The organism is Paenibacillus sp. FSL P2-0089 (assembly GCF_038595095.1).
Lineage (GTDB): Bacteria > Bacillota > Bacilli > Paenibacillales > Paenibacillaceae > Paenibacillus_AQ > Paenibacillus_AQ silagei.
The window spans coordinates 5,904,176-5,921,946 of record NZ_CP152006.1 but is presented as its reverse complement, the minus strand read 5'-3'; the positions used below and the strand labels follow the sequence as shown (position 1 = coordinate 5,921,946).

Here is a 17,771-nt window from a genome sequence, read left to right as displayed (position 1 = left end):
CATAGACTATGGTGTAACCCTCAGCCCGGGAGCAGCCCTGTGAAGGAAGGTGGATGAGCATGAAAAGAAAAGGAGCATCTGCCCGCCGCACGGGGCGGCGGGCAACCCGGACAACACGGCGGCCGGTGGCAAGGCCGGTACGGCCTGCTGTACTGCCGCCTGCGGTGAATCATCCGCAGCCTGAGGTGTCGGTTATTATTCCGGCCATGAATGAGGCGGCGACGATTGCCGCAGTGATTGCCGGAGCCAGAGGCGTTCATCCCCGCTGTGAGGTTATTGTGATTGTTAACGGTTCTGCGGATCAGACCGCAGATATTGCGCGCTCCTGCGGAGCTAACGTAATTGTGTATGAACAGCCGCTCGGACACGATGTCGGGCGAAGCGTAGGCGCGGAGGCGGCGAAGGGAGCGGTTCTGCTGTTCACTGATGGGGATCTGGTGATCCCCGCCTCGCGTCTGCGTCCCTTCGTGAACGCGGTCAGCGGCGGAGCGGATCTGGCCTTGAATGATTATTCCGGCCCGGTCCGCAGCAGATTTCCGCATCCGGTGGTGTTATCCAAGCATGTGCTGAATCTTCTGCTCGGAAGGTCTGAGCTGAAGGGCTGCTCCTTGACCGCCGTTCCTCATGCGATTAGCCGCAGGGCGCTAGATGTTCTGGGCAGCGGTCTGCTGTCGAGGCCGCCGCTCGCACATGCGCAGGCAGTACTGGAGGGTCTGGTTGTGACGGCGGTGTATAACGTGCCTGTGGGCAGGATGAATGCGGTCCGCCGGAAGCACAGCGGCAGTGATCTTCTGCAGGAGGCTATCCTCAGAGACCACCTGGATGCTGTAGCAATGGTGCTGGAACGCAAGGGCGGCCGGGCTGGCTTCGGGGACGGCATCCGGCGAAGGGAGATGGTGAGATGATGGGAGCGCGGGAAGTATCCGTCAGCGGCCGGTCTTCAGCGGGGCGTACTGCTCCTGGAAGCAGCGGCTCTACAGGCCGCTCCGCCAGACGCAGCGCAGTAGTGCGTGGAGGCGCAGCTAAGCGGCGGTCCGCGAAGCGCCGCAACAAGCCTGCGGCGGCGGGCCCTGGCCTCTCCCGGTCCAAGCGGAAGCCCGCTTCCGGGCGTAGGGGCCTGTCCCTGCCGGCATCTCAGGGTTCGCTGTCGGTCATTATCTCGGCCAGGAATGAGGAGCAGACGTTGCCGAAGCTGTTGGAGCAGGTGGAACGCCTGAAGCCGCAAGAAATTATTGTTGTGCTCAATGGATGTAATGACCGCAGCTTTCAGCGGACCCGGCTATGCGCTCAGGCAAGTATAGTGTACATTCCGGAATCTGCCGGACATGATGTGGGACGTTCTCTTGGCGCCAAGCTTAGCCGGGGAGATATCCTGTTGTTTCTGGACGGCGATATGGTGATCTCCGCCGGGCAGCTGTCCTCTTTTGTGGCTGCGGTGGACCGGGGGGTGGATGTGGCGCTCAATGACCTTGATCCGCTGCTGCCGCCCTTCGGGCTAAGTGATGCGGTTACCCGCTGCAAGCTCTACCTGAATCAGGTTCTGGGCCGCCCTGATCTTGGAGCAAGCTCCATGACGGCGGTTCCGCATGCCTTATCCCGCCGGGCGCTGGAGAGAATCGGCTACCGCGAGCTGATGGTGCCGCCTCGGGCGCTGGCGCTCTCCATTCTGGGCCGCCTGCGGGTGGAGAAGGCCGGAGGGGTGAATGTGATCAAGCAGAACCGGCTGCGCCAGGGCAACACGGGTGCCGGGAATGCTATGGAGCAGCTGATTGCCGGTGATCACGCGGAAGCCCTGGTCTGTGTGATTGCCCACCAGCAGAGCAGCGGGCAGCTGTCGGCCGATAATTTGCTGGAGCACCGCCGGCAGATTGCCGCCTGGAGGAACGCGTTATGACAATGACGAGCATTATTATTCCTACGTATAACAGGCTTGGGCTGCTGCGTTCCTGCGTCGAATCGATCAGAGCGCATACCCGGTCAGCCTATGAGATTATTGTAGTGGACAATGCCTCGGATGATGGTACCGAAGCCTATTGCCGTGCCAGCAAGCTGAAGTTCATTTCCCTCCCGGAGAACCGCGGTTTTCCGCTGGCCTGCAATATTGGGCTTCAGCTGGCTGCGGGGGAGGAGCTGCTGCTGCTGAACAATGACGTCATTGTGTCGCAAGGCTGGCTGGATAATCTGAAGAGCGCTTTGTACAGTGCCTCCGATATAGGGATTGTCGGACCGGTGACGAATTATGCCAGCGGACAGCAGCAGGTACAGACCGGCTATACCGATATTGCAGGGTTCCATGCCGAGGCACTCCGGGCCAATATTCCTGATGCAGCGAAGTGGGTGGAGACCCGAAGGCTTGTAGGTCTGTGCTTTTTATTCAAAAGACAGCTTATGGACGCGATCGGCCTGCTCGATGAACGATTCTCGCCGGGCCATTATGAGGATGACGATTACTGCTACCGTGCCCGGCTGCAGGGATACCGGCTGCTGATTGCCGGAGATTGCCTGGTTCATCATGAAGGCAGCGCCAGCTTCAAGGAGGTCTATTCCGCCTCATTGCAGGAGCTGGTGGAGCGCAACCGCAGGTTTTTTATAGAGAAATGGCAAGTGGACCCGGCGCAGTTCATCTGAGGCCGCTGGCCGAAGGCAAAAGACGTAGAGAAAGAGGAGGAACGTAAGTGAAAGGAGTCATACTGGCAGGCGGAACAGGAACAAGGCTATACCCGCTCACCCGGCTGATGAACAAACATTTGCTTCCGGTCGGCAAGTACCCTATGGTGTGCTACGGGATCGAGCGGCTGCGCCAGGGGGGGATCACCGATATTCTCCTGGTCATCAGCAAACAGTCCGCAGGACAGTACACTGACTTTTTGGGCAGCGGCGCTGAATTTGGCGTATCCCTGACTTACAAAATCCAGGAGGCGGCAGGCGGCATCGCGGAAGCGCTGGAGCTGGCGGAAGGATTCATCCTGCCGGGGGAACGGTTTGTCGTGCTGCTGGGGGATAATCTGTTCAAGGATAGTCTGGAGCCTTACGTGAAGAGTTATCTGCAACAGCCGGCGGGTACCGCGAAGGTGCTCCTGAAGCCTGTCGAGGATGCGCGCAGATACGGAGTTCCGGTGTTTGACAGCGCCGATGCCTCCCTGATTGCTTACATTGAAGAGAAGCCGGAGCAGCCGAAGACGAAATTCTGTGTTACAGGCATATATATGTACGATGAAGCTGTATTCGATATCATCCGCCGGATTTCGCCTTCCAGAAGGGGCGAGCTGGAGATTACTGATGTGAACAACCTGTATGCTGCCGAGCGCAAGCTAAGCTATGATGTGCTGCAAGGCTGGTGGAGCGACGCGGGAACCTTCCAGTCTCTGCGCGAAGCCGGAGATAAGCTGAGAGATACGCTGCCCTGAGGGGCGGCGTTTTTTTTGGTAGGTGAGGGCGATTATTGAACGGGGTGGAAGGGGGGGAGAGCGGGTGAGAGGGAGAGGGAAGAGTAATTAGTTGGTCTACATAGGAAGAGGAAGAGGAAGAGGAAGAGGATTGAAGGAAACTTGAGTGGTAAAAGGTAACTAAAGGGATAAATCCCATAGAATTCGCCGGAAGTGGGCTGGCGGCTGGAAGGAGAGGGATAAATCCCTCTGAATTCACCAAAAGTCGGCGCTGGGCTAAAATGAAGAGCACAAATGCCCCTGAATCGGGCAAAAGTTGGCGTTCGACAGAAATGAAGAGCACAAATGCCCCTGAATCCGGCGAAAGTTGGCGTTCGGCGGAAATGAAGAGCACAAATGCCCCTGAATCCGGTGAAAGTCAGCGTTCGGCAGAAATGAAGAGCACAAATGCCCCTGAATCCGCCGAAAGCGGGCGCAGGGGTCGAAAGTCGGTTCTAACTCCCCCGGCGGGCAGTGCAGCCGTTTCAGCTTGCAGCCTTTTACTTAACCCCCGTAGCATACAGCCCTGGGTTTATAGTCTCCAGCTTGCAGCCTTCAACTTATCGCCCGTAGTCCGCAGCTTATCGCCTCAGCATGAGCCCCAGCTTATCGCCCTTAGCATGCAGCCCCCAGCTTGGCAGCCACCCAACTCATCACGATCAGCTGCTTGCTGACCGGGCGATTCTCCACCAGAACAAATCCTCGGTCTCGCGGTACAGCTCTGCACCCAGGTGCTGCAGGACACGGTGGGAGGCTAGGTTGTCCTTCTCGGTATCTGCAATGACCCAGCGTGCGCCGGGATGGCTGAAGATCCAGGCGGTGATCTGCCGCAGCGCTTCTGTGGCATAGCCCTGGCCCCAGTATCTCTCGTCCAGGACATAACCAACGATGACCTCTCCTTGCTCGTTCGGGCGGCCTTTGAGAATCAGGAAGCCGATGAGCTGCCGCTGCTCCCGGTGGATGATGGCCCACATGGTCAGCCAGCAGTAATTCTCTTCATCCTGTAGTACCTTCGCATGCCTGACCCGCATCGCATAGCGCATCTCTTCATCGTCCATCAGGGTTGCGGTTGCCGTCACGTTCAGGCCCAGCGCCTGCTCCAGCCCGGCGTAATTCTCTAAGGCTAACGCCAGCTCGGGTGCGCTCAGAGGAGATAGGTCCAGGTGTTCACCTGTAAGTTTCATAGATTGCCTCCAGTTCTAATCCGGGTACATAGATGCGGACATACACCATTAGGATGTGTTTTCAGCCAAGCATAGTCTGCCGTCCTGTCCCTTGTCAATATGCTCCAGCATGCAGCCTTCTCCGTACCTTGAAGCGGAAGCGGACACGGGGATTCAAACATTGAAATTAATGGTCATCTTGCGACATGTCCCAGCCCAACTTGCGGCGCTTCTCCGGCACCGTCAAGGCGGATGCCGCATATGCTGTAGCAGGGCGTTTGAGCAAAGGAGACATGAAGGTGCAGAGTAAAATTACAAAAGTCCTGCAGCACATGGCCCATACGCACGAACAAATGGCACGGATTCTCGACGCCGAACGCCACGTAGCCGTCCGTATGTCGCAAATAGTTCACGATCTGCCGGATGCGGACCCTGATTTCGGCGGATTCAGTGGGCTGGTGGAAAGCTCAGGCCAAGTCAACAAAAATATCATTGCTTATCTCAATGCACTTGCTGATCTCGAAGAGGCGATGGCTGAGGGAGTAGGCAGGGTCATCAAGGAATTAAACGGTCAGGAAGAAGAGTAAGGGTAACGTGTAATCTGAGCAAGGAGGCGGAGGATGAGCAGAGAAAAGGCATATCTGCAAATGCTGGAGTCGACCGCTGCCATCCAGTGGAACATCGCGATGATTCTCGAGGCCAAAGCGGTGGAAGCGGAAAAAGTGAAGCAGTGGACCCATCATCATATCCACGCTAGAGCGTTCGACTCCCACGAAGACCAGTTGAAGGAATCCATCTCTATTCACGAGGTAATCGTGGAAATGGTAGAGGGGCTGACGAAGCTGGAGAACGGGCTGTACAGCAATCTGAAGGCGGTGCTGGGCAGCGGGGAAGACGAGGGCGGCGATTTCGGCGGGGATGGCGAGGGCTTCAGCTTCGGGGACGACAGCAAATGAGCGGCGGGCTGCTCTCCGAACACGCCGTCAAGCTGGAGATGATCCGCTCGATCGCCCGCAGCCAGGCAGCGCTTGCAGCCATCCTCGAGAGTATTGCTGAAGTGACGGGGCAATCGGAGCTGACAGCCCGCAAGCTGAGCGACAATATCAGGATTCTTAGCGGGTACCAGAGTTCGATGTGCCGGATGATATCCGGTATTTCGCTGCATGAGCCCAAAGAAGGAGTGCCTGCAGCCCCCTGGCTGAGCAAGGTCTGCTCAGAGGGGACCGCCAGAAGTAGATGAAGTACAGGAGGCGTAGATGATGAAGAGAAAGAGACTGGGCAAGCTTGGTTCCACGGGCAAGGGCAAGAGACGCAGACCGCTGCTGTCGCGGAAGACACGGATACGCAAAGGTCCCGGACGCAAATCGCGCAAGGGTCTGCCCGGTAAGCCGGGGAAGAAATCCCTGCAGCTGCGCAAAAAAAGAAGGCTACGCCGCCGGTTACGCAGGGTGCGCGCTGTGCAGGTCATACCGGCAATCGAAACACCATTGGTGCCGCAGGTGATTCCGCTCCCCCCGGAGCTGGGCGTCCCGCCGGAACTGCCGCCGGGAGACGCCTATCAGCAGGGCTACACCGAAGCATACAACGTGGGGTTCGACGCCGGTTTCGCCAAGGGCTTCGAGGACGGGCATAAGCTGGAGCTTGGCTGACAGAGCCGCAGGAACAGCAGCGGACCAGGGCTGCGGTTATATAGGGGCTGGCGCATATTGCGCCGCCCCTATAGCACATGGGGAACTTTGGGATAAGGCGGGCTCTCGGAATTTCCGGCCGGATATGGTAGACTTCTTAACAGAATCTTTACCGGGGTCACTATTCAGGCAGGAAAGCGGGGAACACACATGATGGGTAATGAGATACGAAGAGCGCGGAGTGAGGAAATCCAGGAGATTATGAATCTGATTGCCGAATGTGTACAAGTTATGCAGGCAGGCGGAAGCGATCAATGGGATGAAGGGTACCCTAACCGGGAAGTCATTAGTGAAGATATCGGTAAGGGCACCTTATTTGTCTGCCTGGAGCATGAGGCGATTGCCGGGATTCTTGTGCTGGATGAGAACCAGGCGGAGCAATATGCAGGCATTGAATGGGAACAGCAGCAGGGGCCGCATCTGATCATGCACCGGCTCGCGGTACATCCCGAGATTCAGGGCAGAGGGATTGCCCGGCGGCTGATCGCCTTTGCCGAGGAATTCGCCCGCAGCAGCGGGCATAGAAGCATCCGGCTTGATACATATGCGAAGAATGACAGGGTGCTTAAGCTGTATCCTTCGCTCGGGTATTCGCAGAGAGGCGAGATTTGTTTTCCCGGCCGTACCGCTGCTTTTCCGGTGTTTGAGAAGGTGCTGCCAGAGAATATGGAGAGATAACTTCCGATCAAGTGAGTTAACATTACATTGAAGTCTGATTTTCTATTGTTAAAATGTTGATTCATGCCCTAAACTCACTTTATCGAATATTTGTGTTAACTTTAATAACTCTTATTGACAGGAAAGTTGTCTTTCAATTATGATGGGATTATTCATAAGCATTGGAATAGTCCTTTTCGTATATCCTTAATAATTGGTTTAAGGGTCTCTACCGGGAACCGTAAATTTCTGGCTACGAAAATATGCTGAGGCATATTTTTGTGGCCTTTTTGTGTTACAGGCAGCCGGATATCAACAAGACTAGGGGGAGAAGACAATGGCGAATATCCTGATCAAGCATGCGGAGATTATTACGATGAACAAGCAGGAGGACATTATATATGGCGATATCCGTATCAAGGGCGATCTGATTGTGGAGATTGGCACCGGCCTTGAAGGGAATGGGGATGAACTTGTCATAGACGCTAAGAACCGGACGGTTATCCCCGGCTTTATCCAGACGCATATTCATCTGTGCCAGACGCTGTTCCGCGGCAAAGGGGATGATCTGGAGCTGATGGACTGGCTGCGCAAGCGGATCTGGCCGCTGGAGGCGGCGCATGACGAGGAGTCCCTGTACTATTCTGCCATGCTCGGCATTGGGGAATTAATCACCAGCGGCACAACGACCATCGTGGATATGGAGACGGTACATCATACGGATTATGCCTTCCAGGCGATTGCGAAGAGCGGTATCCGCGCGTTGTCAGGGAAGGTCATGATGGACCGGAAGAACCCCGATGCACCGGCGGCCCTGCAGGAGGAGACGGCGGCTTCGCTGCAGGAGAGTGTGGATCTGCTGGAGAAATGGAACGGATATGCGAATGGCCGGATTCAGTATGCTTTTTCCCCGCGGTTTGTCATTTCTTGTACGGAGCCGCTGCTGCGGGAGGTACAGAGCCTCTCGGCCCGTTACGGGGTGAAGGTGCATACCCATGCTTCCGAGAATCTGGGCGAGATCGAGCTTGTGCAGGCGATGACCGGTATGCGCAATGTCGTCTATCTGGATCACCTGGGGCTGGCTAACGAACGTCTGATTCTAGCTCACTGTGTCTGGCTGGATGAGCAGGAAAAGCGGATTCTGCGGGACCGCGGTGTTCATGTCAGCCACTGTCCGGGCTCGAACCTCAAGCTGGCCTCCGGCATTGCTGATACGCCTGGTATGTTACATGACCATATTCACCTCAGCCTGGGTGCAGACGGCGCGCCCTGCAACAATAACCTGGATATGTTCAACGAGATGCGTCTGGCAGCAGTCATCCAAAAGCCCGCGCATGGCCCGACTACGATGGATGCCCGGAGCGTCTTTCGGATGGCGACCATCGGGGGGGCGAAGGCGGTCGGGATGGAGGATCAGATCGGCAGCATCGAGGTCGGCAAGAAGGCAGATCTGGCTATCCTTAACCTCTATAATTTCCATACCTTCCCCTCCTATGATGTGGACCCGATCTCGCGGATTGTCTACTCGGCCACCCGTGCCGATGTGGAGACAACGATGGTTGACGGTGAGATTCTTATGCACACAGGGCTGCTGAAGACCATCGACAAGGAAGTCGTGCTCCATGAAGCGAACCTTTCGATTAAAAGATTACTGGGCAGCGCGCGGCTATCCTGAGCGGTAGGGGCTCCATGCCAGTTGTTCCAGACAAACTGACTATAGTGACCGGAGGCATGATTGCAGCCTGGACCAGAAGCATCTCAGATTCAATTTGTATCCTTGCAGGGGACTTCGCGCCTCTGCTTTTTTTGTCCGGATAATGATAATGACCTTAATGAACCTTTTCTCCCGCTCAGTTGTTTAATAGGGTGGCCCTCTTTTGATTCCCTTTACAAGTATTGCTATACTAGAGCAACGTGAGCTTTTTACAGAAATAAGGAATTAATTTTACACCACTATTAATGAAGAGAGTAAGAGGGGATGGCAATGAGAGAGGGCAAACCTGCGTCTGCGCAGGTGCATTTCTATATCGTGGCGGGACTGCTGTGGCTGAAGCTGCTGCTGTTGAGAGGGCTGTTCTTTGACCGGATTGCCTGGGAGTGGATCGCTGCGGATCTGGCGCCGGTGCTCCTGCTGCTAGGTGTGCTGGCTGTAATTACGCCTCGGCGGATGAGAAAAGGGGTCTTCTGGACCTTCAATGGCTTATTGTCGCTGCTGCTCTTCGCGGCCAGTGTGTACTTCAATCACTTCGGCTCGGTGCCTACCTATCTGGCGCTCTATGAGCTGAACCAGGTCTTTCAGGTAAAAGAGAGTGTGGAATCTACGATTGAGTGGGTCGATTATCTGTTTTTTGCCGATCTGCTGATAGTGATAATTTATTCGCTCTTCCGTAGATGGAAAAGAGGCCCTATGCGCTGGCAGCGGGGCAGTCAGCCTGCAAGCAGAACCCGGAGCATCTATCTGGTGGTGCTGCTGGTGGCAATCATAGGGGGCGGCTCGCTGTCGGCGTATTCGATTCATTCGGCCAGGGAAATTACCAATGAGCTGGTTCAGGCGGAGACGGCCGGATTCCTGAATTATGAGGTGGTGGCAGCGATCAAGGCCCGGGAGGATAACGGCCTCATCGGGACCGGTGATCTTCAGGAGACGATAGCCAAGGTGAAGTCACTGGAGGCTACCTATCCATACAAGGCTGTGACAGGCGGTCTGCCTGAGCATTTCGGATCGCAAAAAGGGAAAAACGTCATCATCATCCAACTGGAGGCGTTCCAGAATTTCCCGCTGCATCAGTCACTGGAGGGTCAGGAGCTGACCCCGGTGCTGAATGGTCTGGCCGGAGAGGGCTTCTATTTCCCGCATGTGTATCAGCAGGTAGGTCCGGGCAATACCTCGGATGCGGAATTTATGAGCAACACCTCGATTTATCCGATCGCTTCGCTGGCCATGTCCACAGGCTTCGGGGACCGGGAGCTGCCGGGACTGCCGCGGCTTTTGCGGGATAAGGGCTATGAGGCGTACACGTTCCATGTGAATAAGGTCGGCTTCTGGAACCGGAATGAGCTCTATCCGGCGCTTGGCTTCAACGGCTACTATGACAAAGGCTCCTTCAAGAATGACCATTTCAATTCGTTCGGGGCTTCCGATGAGCAGCTCTATGCTACTGCCGTGGAGAAGCTGGCGGTGCTGCATCAGAAGGGCACGCCTTTCTATGCCCAGCTGGTGACGGCCTCCAGCCATCATCCGTTCAAGGTGCCGGACAGCTTCCGCCGCATTCAGGTGCCGGACAAGCTCCAGGGCACGATGCTTGGCGATTATCTGAGCGCGGTGAACTATACGGATTATGCGATAGGCACACTGATTGACGGATTGAAGCAGCAGGGCATGTGGGAGGATACCGTGCTGGTGCTGTACGGTGACCATTTCGGCCTGCAGCCGAAGGACGTCCCGGCGGAGCAGGTGGAGGACGCGCTGGGCATCAAGTATGATGACCGGATCAGCCGGTTCAACATTCCGCTCGTGATCCACGTGCCCGGTATGAAGCAGGGACAGGTTGTGGAGCGGACCGGCGGACAGCTGGATGTGCTGCCGACGGTAGCCAATCTGCTCGGGGTATCGCTGAAGGACGAAGGGTTCACGGCGTTCGGGCATGATTTGCTGAATGTGGACCGTAATGTGGTGGGCATGCGCTATTATTTGCCGACAGGCTCGTTTTTTAATGATGAAGTATTGTTTGTGCCCGGTAAGAGCTTCTCGGACGGTGAGGCGGTCTCGCTGGATACGCATGAGCCGGTGAAGGATTTCAGTGCCTATCAGAGCGATTACGACTATATCCTGAAGCTGATGGGCTTATCTGACGAATATGTGAAGCTGCTTCCGCAGCGTTAGGAGAATGTTATGAAAAGACTATGGAAACCCGAATACCTCATCTCGCTGGCCGGCGCTGTGCTGATCCTCTATCTGTTGTTCGTGCGGCCCTTCACAGGCGTTGCCGATAACGGCGATTTTTTGCGGATGATGAATACGGTCGGGCTGAATTATTTTGATGCCGGGGAGGACTATGCCGACCGCTTCTTCAGCTACAGTCATTCTAAGTTTGCTTATGATGATCTGTTCAAGGGCTTCTACCCGTCCTCGCAAATTTTGCTGGTGCTGGTGCCAAGGCTGCTTGCGGGCTTATTTCACGGCAGCTACTTCGATATCCGTCTTCTGGCAGTTGTATATGCAGTGCTGCTGCTGGCTGCCACGTGGATGATCGTCAAGCTGGGTGCGAAGAGCTCCTATGCCACAGGCCTGCTGCTGGGTGCGGGAATGCTGTTTGTGTTCTACGATATCGGCTATCTGGCTTATTTCAACTCTCTGTTCGGCGAACCCGTGTCGATGGTCTTCATGCTGCTTACGTTCGCGCTGGGTCTGAGGCTTACCGGGCAGGAGCAGCCGTCCTCCAAAGGACTTACGCTGTTCTTCATTGTCGTGCTGTTCCTGATCTGCTCCAAAATCCAGAATGCCCCGGTCGGCCTCGCCTTCGCGCTGATCTTCCTGCGCCTGCGGACGCTGAATGGAACAGGCAGCTGGCGCAAGCTGGCGCTAAGTCTTGCGGTAGCTACGGCGCTGGTATCGGTGATTATGTATGTGGCGGCGCCGAAGGAGCTTAAGCATATCAACCTGTATCAGACGGTGTTCTTCGGCATACTGAACGAATCTCCGGATGTGCGCGGCGATCTGCGCGACCTGGGGCTGCCGGAGCGCCTCGAGGTACTGGCGGGGACGAATTATTTCCAGGGGGATACGGCGATCAAGCAGGATGATCCATCGCTGGGTCCGGATTTCTATGACCGTGTCTCGCATAAGGATGTGCTTTTCTTTTATATGAAGCATCCCGGCCGGTTAATAGAGAATATGAAGTATGCGGCTGCTAACAGCATGTCTATCCGTCCCTACTATCTCGGAAGCTATGAGAAAAGCGAAGGCAAGCCTGCGGGCGCGGTAGCAGGAATGTACAGCGGGTGGAGCGAGCTCAAGAACAAGCATCTGCCCCATTCCCTCGGGTTCCTGGTTATTTTCTATCTAGTGTATTACGCCGGAGTGTTCTATCAATACTTCCGTACGCGGGAGGCGGCAGGGCGGATTGCCGGAGAATTGATGATGCTGCTGGGACTGATCGGCCTGTTCTCGTTCCTGGTTCCGATTCTCGGTGACGGGCGCGCGGATATCGGCAAGCATCTGTTCCTGTTCAATGTCTGCTTCGATATGATGGCGGTGGCGATGCTGGGCTGGACGCTGCATAAGCTGTCGAGGCTGCTGAAATAACCTGTCAAGTCAAACCCTTAATTGACCCCTAGCGGATTATAGAATACAATGTGTTTGGAACTTTAGTAAAAGAGTGGAAATGGCTTGATACAGCCTCATCCTACAAGGGGGCCGCTATGGGGAATGAAGAATACAAGGATAAGATTGAACAGGCAAGACAGGAACTGAACAAACTGGCCTTGGAGTACGGGATGCAGGATGTCCGGGTACTCCGCCAATCGGTGAAGCTGGATGCGCTCCTGAATGAATACAGTGATTGTAATACGGAGAAGGATGACCAGCTTTATTAGAGAAATACAGAGCAGCTATGCAAATACAAGAGACACTTTGACGGTTAACGCCGCGGAGTGTCTTTTTTTAAAATTTAAGCGTTTATATGTTTTAATCCTAACGTTCTCGCTGAAACGAATGCCGTTCTTAACAGGACGGCCGAGCCGTTTCTGCTTATAAGGGATCAGGCTCATCGCCCAGCAGCTCGCGGAGCATCTTCTCCCGGTTCGTCATGAAGGCGCGGGTGACTGTGTAATGATCCGTGTCTTCCAGCGCAACAGGCGTGATACTCTCTCCCTTCAGCAGAAGAATCTCTGCACCCGGATAGGACATCAGAATGGGGGAGTGGGTGGCGATGATGAACTGGGAATTCTGCGCAGCCAGCTCATGCATCCGCGCCAGCAGTGACATCTGCCGCAGGGGAGACAAAGCGGCTTCGGGCTCGTCCAGAATATAGATGCCCTGTCCGCCAAAGCGGTGAACGAATGTGGAGAAGAAGGATTCTCCATGCGACTGCTCATGCAGCGAGCTTCCTCCATAGGAGTCTTTAATCCGGTTCCCCGCGCCCGGCTCCTCATCCAGCGCATCGATATAAGAAGCCACATTGTAATAGCTCTCCGCACGCAGGAAAAAGCCGTCCTTCGGCCGCTTCACTCCTTTGGCAATCCGCAAATATTCGTAGAGACTGGAATGCGAGGCGCGGGTATTAAACGAGAAATTCAGCGTCCCCCCTTCCGGATTGAACCCCCAGGCAGCAGCAATGCCCTCTAACAAGGTAGACTTCCCGCTACCGTTCTCTCCTACCAGAAAAGTGACCTGCTTCTGAAAAGCAAGCCGGTCCAGGGTGCGTACCACCGGCAGATTAAAAGGATAGCTTCCAAAGGAAGGGACTGCATCGCGCAGCAGCTCGACATGGCGCAGATACAGCATAGGGTCATAGATTGAACTCATATCTTAGTGCCTCCTCAGTAGGTTTTTCTTGTGAAAGGTGATGCCTCTAATTGTAGATGATTCCCGTCTTACCCGCAAAGGACTTGAGTAGGCTTCGAAGTGCAGACCCTGCCTCTGCATGGACAAGAGTGGACGGATTCTGTAGATGTTCGGGCCAAGCGGGCGAAAGACCGGGGGCATATGCCAATTTCGGTGTGATACAGACAGATGTCCATGAGGCGGATGCTGACTCCGCATATAGTACTACTGTCTTGAGAATATAACGGGGCAGGGTGAAGGCCGTGAAAACAAAAAAGAGAGGCGGGCTTCCACAGGATTACCGGGATGGCTATCTGCAAGGGTACCATCTCGGCCTGTGCGAAGCCGTGAAGCGCCTGAATACCCTTGAAGTGGGGGAATGTCAGCCGTTAAAACTGATGTATGTTCCCCAGGGGTTTCAGGCCATCGATGCGGGAGTCGCAGAAGCGCTGCGGCTGCTGGTAAGCGAGCTGATTATCTGTCCTCCGGAAACTATGCTGGAGGTGGCATCGCGCGAATTGCCTGAGGCGGTGCTGGTGATGAACGGGCTGCATGTTTTTCCGGAGAATCATCTGGAACAAATTACGGCAATAAGACAGCTGGGTATCCCGGCGGCGATCTGGTTTGTGGATGATCCTTATTTCACCGAGGACACATCCGTCATCTGCCGGCATTACGATTATGTGTTCACGCATGAGCTGGGCTGTGTGGAATTCTACCGTTCGCTGGGGACGGCGTCTGTGCATTACCTTCCGCTGTGCGTCAACCCCCAGATGTTCTACCCGCGCCACACCGGACCGCAATATCACTATGATGTCGTGTTCATCGGCAACGCCTTCCGCAACCGTACGGAGCTGTTCGATGAACTGGTCCCCTTCCTGCGGGGAAAGAAGGTGCTCATCGCCGGCGGATTCTGGGAGCGGCTGGCCCACTTCGAGGAGCTGTCTCCGTACATCAGAGAGGGCTTCATCCCGCCGGAGGAGACCGCCAATTATTACAGCGGCGCGAAGCTGGTCATTAATATCCACCGGCCCTGGGAGGGAGGGATGGACAACCGGAATACGTTCCAGCTTCCGTCCCTCTCCATTAATCCCCGGACCTATGAGATCAGCGCCTGCGGGACGATGCAGCTGACCGATATCCGGCAGGATCTGGATATCCACTACAAGCCGGGCCGGGATCTGGAGACCTTCGCTTCTGCCGATGAGCTGAAGCGCAAAATTGATTATTACCTGAAGCACGACAAGGAGCGCCGGCAGTATGCGCTGCGGGGACTGCAGACCACGCTGCGCCGGCATACCTTTACTTCGCGTCTGCCTCATTTATTGGGTGTTCTTACTTCAAGAGGGTGAATTTCATTATGGATCAAAAGGAGCGAATACTCATGAACAACGAATTTATTATGCCTGCCCCGCCGTTGCCGAGAACCCCTGCGGAGGAAGAGAAGCTGCGGGGACGTCTGACCGGCTTCAAGGGAGGCTATGACGAAGGATATCTGCGGGGACGTCTGGCTGTTCTGGACGGACGCCCGGAGGAGCCGCAGCCGGTAAGGAATATCCATGTGATGTACGTGGCTTCAGGCAAAGGGTATCCGTACTCTCCGATTGATGATGCTGTGCTCTTCGCGCTGCAAAGACTGACCACTCACGTGACGATTACCGATGTGCGCCAGAATCTGGTAGAGCTGGCTTCTGCCCAGCGTCCCGACCTCGTGCTTGTGCTGGATGGCCTGGATTTGCCCCTGGAGCAGGTGGCTATTCTGCGCGGTCAGGGCATCAAGACCGCGATCTGGCTGACCGATGATCCGTATTACACCGATTTCACAATGAAGATTGTGCCTCACTATGACTATGTATTCACACTGGAGCGTAATTGCGTAGAGATCTACCGCGGCCTTGGCTGCACGGAGGTCCACTATCTGCCCTTTGCCGCACACCGTGAGCATTACCGTCCGACTACCGGACGCTCGCCGGTCAGCCGGGATGTCAGCTTCATCGGGTCTGCCTACTGGAACCGGATTAATTTCTTCCGCGATATTATGCCGGAGCTGATGAGCTATAACACGGTCATTAACGGAATCTGGTGGGACCGGTTGCCGGAAGCACCGCTCTATGGCGACCGGATTGAGATCGGCAAATGGATGTCCCCCCAGGAGACGGCTGTAGCTTACAGCGGCTCGAAGATTGTGATCAACCTTCACCGCTCGCATATCGACGATGCCGTCAACAATAACACGCTGTATATTCCGGCTGTATCGCCGAATCCGCGCACGTTCGAGATTGCTGCCAGCGGCACGCTGCAGCTCTGCGATGCCCGTGATGATCTCGGCTCCTTCTACAAGGTGGGCGAAGAGATCGACACCTTCTCCGGCCCCCGCGAGCTGATGGACAAAATCCAGTACTATCTGACGCACGAGGAAGAGCGCCGGGAGATGTCCCTCCGCGCCTTCGAACGGACACTGAGGGATCATACGTATACCAGACGTCTGAGCCAGCTGCTTAGGGTTATTTACGGGTAAGCCAGCAGGGCAATCGTAGAACAGGCTGTCAGCAAAATGTGCGTATCACAGGGGACAGGTGTCGTGCCGGCATCTGTGCCTCCTCAATATACTGGAGTACCGGGCAGAGATGTTAGCCTGTCAGCTAATATACCCGTCCCAAGCAGGAGCACTGCTGAGTGATAACAGATTGTGTGCATTCAAAATTTAGGAGGTGAATGGCTGCTCCACAGCCCTTCGCAGGGGAGCGCCGAGACACCATGGCCGACAAAGCGACGATCGTCCTCTTTTCCCATGTCTCCAACACGCGCAGTATTACGGGTGCGGAGAAGCTGCTGTTATTCTTCAGCCGGGAGCTGTCTCCTTACTTCAATTGTATCCTCGTAGCCCCGCAGGACGGGAAGCTGACACAGCTGGCCCGGAGCTACGGCCTTCAAGTCCGGCTGATGTCTATTCCGCTGGTCTATGGAGTATACACTCCCTATGCCGGTCTTCCGGCAGATATCCGCAAGCTGCAGGAGGGCCGGGAATATCATGAGCTGACTCACTGGCTTGCGGAGCTCCGTCCGTCCTTCGTGATCACCAGCACCTGTGTGCATGCCCTGCCGCCCATCGCGGCGAAGACACTGGGCATACCGGTGATCTGGAAGATCTCGGAGACCATTACAGACAACGAGTTCACCCCGATCAGCGTAGAGCTGATCCACAACAACAGCGATGAGATTCTGGCGATTTCACAGACAGCGGCATCGTGCTTCCCCGAGGAGATCCGCGATAGCAAGGTGACCCAGCTTCCTCCGTCATGGAGTGACGCGGATTTGATGTTCGAGGCCTGGAGCAAGCTGCGCGGGGAACGGCGGAGTGAGCTGAAGATCGCCCCGGGGGACCCGCTGATTGGCTATGTCTCTTCCTTCATTAATAAGGAGAAGGGACTGGAGCATTTCGTCAAGATGGCGGTTCTGGTGCATGAGCAGCATCCGGCTGCCCGCTACCTCGTAGTGGGGACTCCCGGGGATAAAAGCTACTATGAGCGCTGTGTCCGCAAGGTGAAGCTGGAGGGTCTGACCTCACGCTTCCGGTTTGTCGGGTACGAAGAATGTCTGCCGGCCGCTTACTGCGCGATGGATCTGCTTGTTGTCCCCAGCCTGATCCGGGAAGGCTTCGGCATGACCGCCCTGGAGGGCTATGCCTTCAGCAAGCCGGTTGTCGCTTATGATTCCGGCGGCCTGCGGGAGATTCTGGACGCCGCAGGCTGCGGCGAGCTGCTAGTGCCTGCGGGAGACATGGATGCGCTGGCCGGGCGGGTGAACGCGCTGCTGGCCGACCAGGCGATGGCGGCCGGCATTGGCCGGCAGGCGCGGGAGCGCATCGAGGCCGTCTACGGCCCGGCGGCTTACCGCGTCCGGCTGCAAGGCTTAGCGGAGAGGTGGCATCTCCGCTACTGCCTCCAGCCGCCGCAGCTCATCGGCGGCCCGGAAGCCCCGCCCGCTGCTGCGCCGGCGGGCGGAAAGAGCGCCCCCGCGGCACAGCCGACGCGGGGCAAGACCGGGCGCCGCGCCGCACGGCTGCGGGCCGCGAAGCTGCGGCGCGGCAGGCTGCGCCGCGCCAAGTCCCGGAGCGGCGCGGCGGGAACGCGCCCGCGCCGCAAGAAGCGCGCGGCAGGCTCCGCGCGCCGTCGGGCCAGCGGCGGCAAGAAGCGCCGCGCGGGCCAGGCCGGAAGCCGCCGGAGCAAGCGGCGGCGTAAGGCATCCTGAGCAGCCTGCCCGGTTCCTAAGGGCAGGCCATAATCAAAGGGGA

General features: G+C 56.2%; 18 protein-coding genes and 1 riboswitch. Of the genes, 16 read left to right on the top strand and 2 right to left on the bottom strand.

Going from position 1 to position 17,771, the window contains the following annotated elements:
* Positions 1 to 59: 59 nt before the first annotated feature.
* Genes NST69_RS24855 through NST69_RS24840 form a run of 4 tightly spaced genes read left to right on the top strand, consistent with a single transcriptional unit; the run spans position 60 to position 3,407 of the window.
* Complete coding sequence (locus tag NST69_RS24855; RefSeq protein WP_339250831.1) at positions 60 to 905, top strand: glycosyltransferase; 846 nt, start codon at positions 60 to 62, stop codon at positions 903 to 905.
* Entirely contained in the window at positions 902 to 1,894 is a 993-nt protein-coding gene (locus NST69_RS24850) for a glycosyltransferase family A protein (protein WP_245368361.1), read from the top strand. Before NST69_RS24855 ends, NST69_RS24850 begins: the two co-directional genes overlap by 4 nt.
* The gene (locus NST69_RS24845) at positions 1,891 to 2,628 is read left to right on the top strand and encodes a glycosyltransferase family 2 protein (RefSeq protein WP_339250826.1); all 738 of its coding nucleotides are present in this window, start codon (positions 1,891 to 1,893) and stop codon (positions 2,626 to 2,628) included. Before NST69_RS24850 ends, NST69_RS24845 begins: the two co-directional genes overlap by 4 nt.
* 47 nt (positions 2,629 to 2,675) lie before the next feature.
* Complete coding sequence (locus NST69_RS24840) at positions 2,676 to 3,407, top strand: sugar phosphate nucleotidyltransferase (protein WP_339250824.1); 732 nt, start codon at positions 2,676 to 2,678, stop codon at positions 3,405 to 3,407.
* Between the two features lie 677 nt (positions 3,408 to 4,084).
* Here the strand turns inward: NST69_RS24840 and NST69_RS24835 are convergent.
* The gene (locus NST69_RS24835) at positions 4,085 to 4,609 is read right to left on the bottom strand and encodes a GNAT family N-acetyltransferase (RefSeq protein WP_339250822.1); all 525 of its coding nucleotides are present in this window, start codon (positions 4,607 to 4,609) and stop codon (positions 4,085 to 4,087) included.
* A gap of 278 nt (positions 4,610 to 4,887) precedes the next feature.
* On the opposite strand from NST69_RS24835, the gene NST69_RS24830 reads away from it, so the two are divergent.
* The 9 genes from NST69_RS24830 to NST69_RS24790 all read left to right on the top strand — a co-directional run bounded on the left by NST69_RS24830 (position 4,888) and on the right by NST69_RS24790 (position 12,528).
* Complete coding sequence (locus NST69_RS24830) at positions 4,888 to 5,175, top strand: nucleoside-diphosphate sugar epimerase (RefSeq protein WP_036701568.1); 288 nt, start codon at positions 4,888 to 4,890, stop codon at positions 5,173 to 5,175.
* Positions 5,176 to 5,208: 33 nt separating this feature from the next.
* Entirely contained in the window at positions 5,209 to 5,544 is a 336-nt protein-coding gene (locus NST69_RS24825) for a hypothetical protein (RefSeq protein WP_036727122.1), read from the top strand.
* On the top strand, positions 5,541 to 5,828 hold the full coding sequence (locus tag NST69_RS24820) for a hypothetical protein (protein ID WP_036701531.1): 288 nt from the start codon (positions 5,541 to 5,543) through the stop codon (positions 5,826 to 5,828). The genes NST69_RS24825 and NST69_RS24820 overlap by 4 nt, the downstream gene beginning before the upstream one ends.
* A 16-nt stretch (positions 5,829 to 5,844) precedes the next feature.
* Positions 5,845 to 6,237, top strand: coding sequence for a hypothetical protein (locus tag NST69_RS24815; RefSeq protein WP_155991539.1), 393 nt, complete (start codon positions 5,845 to 5,847; stop codon positions 6,235 to 6,237).
* 189 nt (positions 6,238 to 6,426) lie between these two features.
* A complete protein-coding gene (locus NST69_RS24810) occupies positions 6,427 to 6,954 on the top strand; it encodes a GNAT family N-acetyltransferase (RefSeq protein ID WP_339250816.1) in 528 nt (175 codons plus the stop codon).
* A gap of 156 nt (positions 6,955 to 7,110) precedes the next feature.
* Positions 7,111 to 7,209: riboswitch (purine riboswitch) on the top strand.
* 61 nt (positions 7,210 to 7,270) lie between these two features.
* Positions 7,271 to 8,608, top strand: coding sequence for a 5'-deoxyadenosine deaminase (locus NST69_RS24805; RefSeq protein WP_209876000.1), 1,338 nt, complete (start codon positions 7,271 to 7,273; stop codon positions 8,606 to 8,608).
* A gap of 309 nt (positions 8,609 to 8,917) precedes the next feature.
* Complete coding sequence (locus tag NST69_RS24800) at positions 8,918 to 10,816, top strand: LTA synthase family protein (protein WP_342547432.1); 1,899 nt, start codon at positions 8,918 to 8,920, stop codon at positions 10,814 to 10,816.
* A gap of 9 nt (positions 10,817 to 10,825) precedes the next feature.
* On the top strand, positions 10,826 to 12,238 hold the full coding sequence (locus NST69_RS24795) for a hypothetical protein (RefSeq protein ID WP_342547431.1): 1,413 nt from the start codon (positions 10,826 to 10,828) through the stop codon (positions 12,236 to 12,238).
* 116 nt (positions 12,239 to 12,354) lie between these two features.
* Positions 12,355 to 12,528: an aspartyl-phosphate phosphatase Spo0E family protein gene (locus NST69_RS24790; protein ID WP_341017000.1), complete on the top strand. Its 174-nt coding sequence runs from the start codon at positions 12,355 to 12,357 to the stop codon at positions 12,526 to 12,528.
* A gap of 154 nt (positions 12,529 to 12,682) precedes the next feature.
* Here NST69_RS24790 and NST69_RS24785 read toward each other — a convergent pair whose 3' ends face one another.
* A complete protein-coding gene (locus tag NST69_RS24785; protein ID WP_342547430.1) occupies positions 12,683 to 13,459 on the bottom strand; it encodes an AAA family ATPase in 777 nt (258 codons plus the stop codon).
* 281 nt (positions 13,460 to 13,740) lie between these two features.
* Here NST69_RS24785 and NST69_RS24780 point away from each other — a divergent pair, with 281 nt between their 5' ends.
* The 3 genes from NST69_RS24780 to NST69_RS24770 all read left to right on the top strand — a co-directional run bounded on the left by NST69_RS24780 (position 13,741) and on the right by NST69_RS24770 (position 17,728).
* On the top strand, positions 13,741 to 14,829 hold the full coding sequence (locus NST69_RS24780) for a DUF3880 domain-containing protein (RefSeq protein ID WP_339250807.1): 1,089 nt from the start codon (positions 13,741 to 13,743) through the stop codon (positions 14,827 to 14,829).
* Positions 14,830 to 14,861: 32 nt separating this feature from the next.
* The gene (locus NST69_RS24775) at positions 14,862 to 15,995 is read left to right on the top strand and encodes a glycosyltransferase (RefSeq protein WP_209876010.1); all 1,134 of its coding nucleotides are present in this window, start codon (positions 14,862 to 14,864) and stop codon (positions 15,993 to 15,995) included.
* A 197-nt stretch (positions 15,996 to 16,192) separates the two neighbouring features.
* Positions 16,193 to 17,728 (top strand): glycosyltransferase, encoded by a 1,536-nt coding sequence (locus NST69_RS24770; RefSeq protein WP_342547429.1) that lies wholly within the window; start codon positions 16,193 to 16,195, stop codon positions 17,726 to 17,728.
* Positions 17,729 to 17,771 lie beyond the last annotated feature (43 nt).

Coding starts and splice junctions, on each gene's coding strand:
- NST69_RS24785 (WP_342547430.1), bottom strand. CDS start 13,459: ATGAGTTCAATCTATGACCCTATGCTGTATCTGCGCCATGTCGAGCTG.
- NST69_RS24800 (WP_342547432.1), top strand. CDS start 8,918: ATGAGAGAGGGCAAACCTGCGTCTGCGCAGGTGCATTTCTATATCGTG.
- NST69_RS24805 (WP_209876000.1), top strand. CDS start 7,271: ATGGCGAATATCCTGATCAAGCATGCGGAGATTATTACGATGAACAAG.
- NST69_RS24775 (WP_209876010.1), top strand. CDS start 14,862: ATGAACAACGAATTTATTATGCCTGCCCCGCCGTTGCCGAGAACCCCT.
- NST69_RS24795 (WP_342547431.1), top strand. CDS start 10,826: ATGAAAAGACTATGGAAACCCGAATACCTCATCTCGCTGGCCGGCGCT.
- NST69_RS24820 (WP_036701531.1), top strand. CDS start 5,541: ATGAGCGGCGGGCTGCTCTCCGAACACGCCGTCAAGCTGGAGATGATC.
- NST69_RS24855 (WP_339250831.1), top strand. CDS start 60: ATGAAAAGAAAAGGAGCATCTGCCCGCCGCACGGGGCGGCGGGCAACC.
- NST69_RS24845 (WP_339250826.1), top strand. CDS start 1,891: ATGACAATGACGAGCATTATTATTCCTACGTATAACAGGCTTGGGCTG.
- NST69_RS24850 (WP_245368361.1), top strand. CDS start 902: ATGATGGGAGCGCGGGAAGTATCCGTCAGCGGCCGGTCTTCAGCGGGG.
- NST69_RS24770 (WP_342547429.1), top strand. CDS start 16,193: ATGGCTGCTCCACAGCCCTTCGCAGGGGAGCGCCGAGACACCATGGCC.
- NST69_RS24835 (WP_339250822.1), bottom strand. CDS start 4,609: ATGAAACTTACAGGTGAACACCTGGACCTATCTCCTCTGAGCGCACCC.
- NST69_RS24810 (WP_339250816.1), top strand. CDS start 6,427: ATGATGGGTAATGAGATACGAAGAGCGCGGAGTGAGGAAATCCAGGAG.
- NST69_RS24825 (WP_036727122.1), top strand. CDS start 5,209: ATGAGCAGAGAAAAGGCATATCTGCAAATGCTGGAGTCGACCGCTGCC.
- NST69_RS24790 (WP_341017000.1), top strand. CDS start 12,355: ATGGGGAATGAAGAATACAAGGATAAGATTGAACAGGCAAGACAGGAA.
- NST69_RS24815 (WP_155991539.1), top strand. CDS start 5,845: ATGATGAAGAGAAAGAGACTGGGCAAGCTTGGTTCCACGGGCAAGGGC.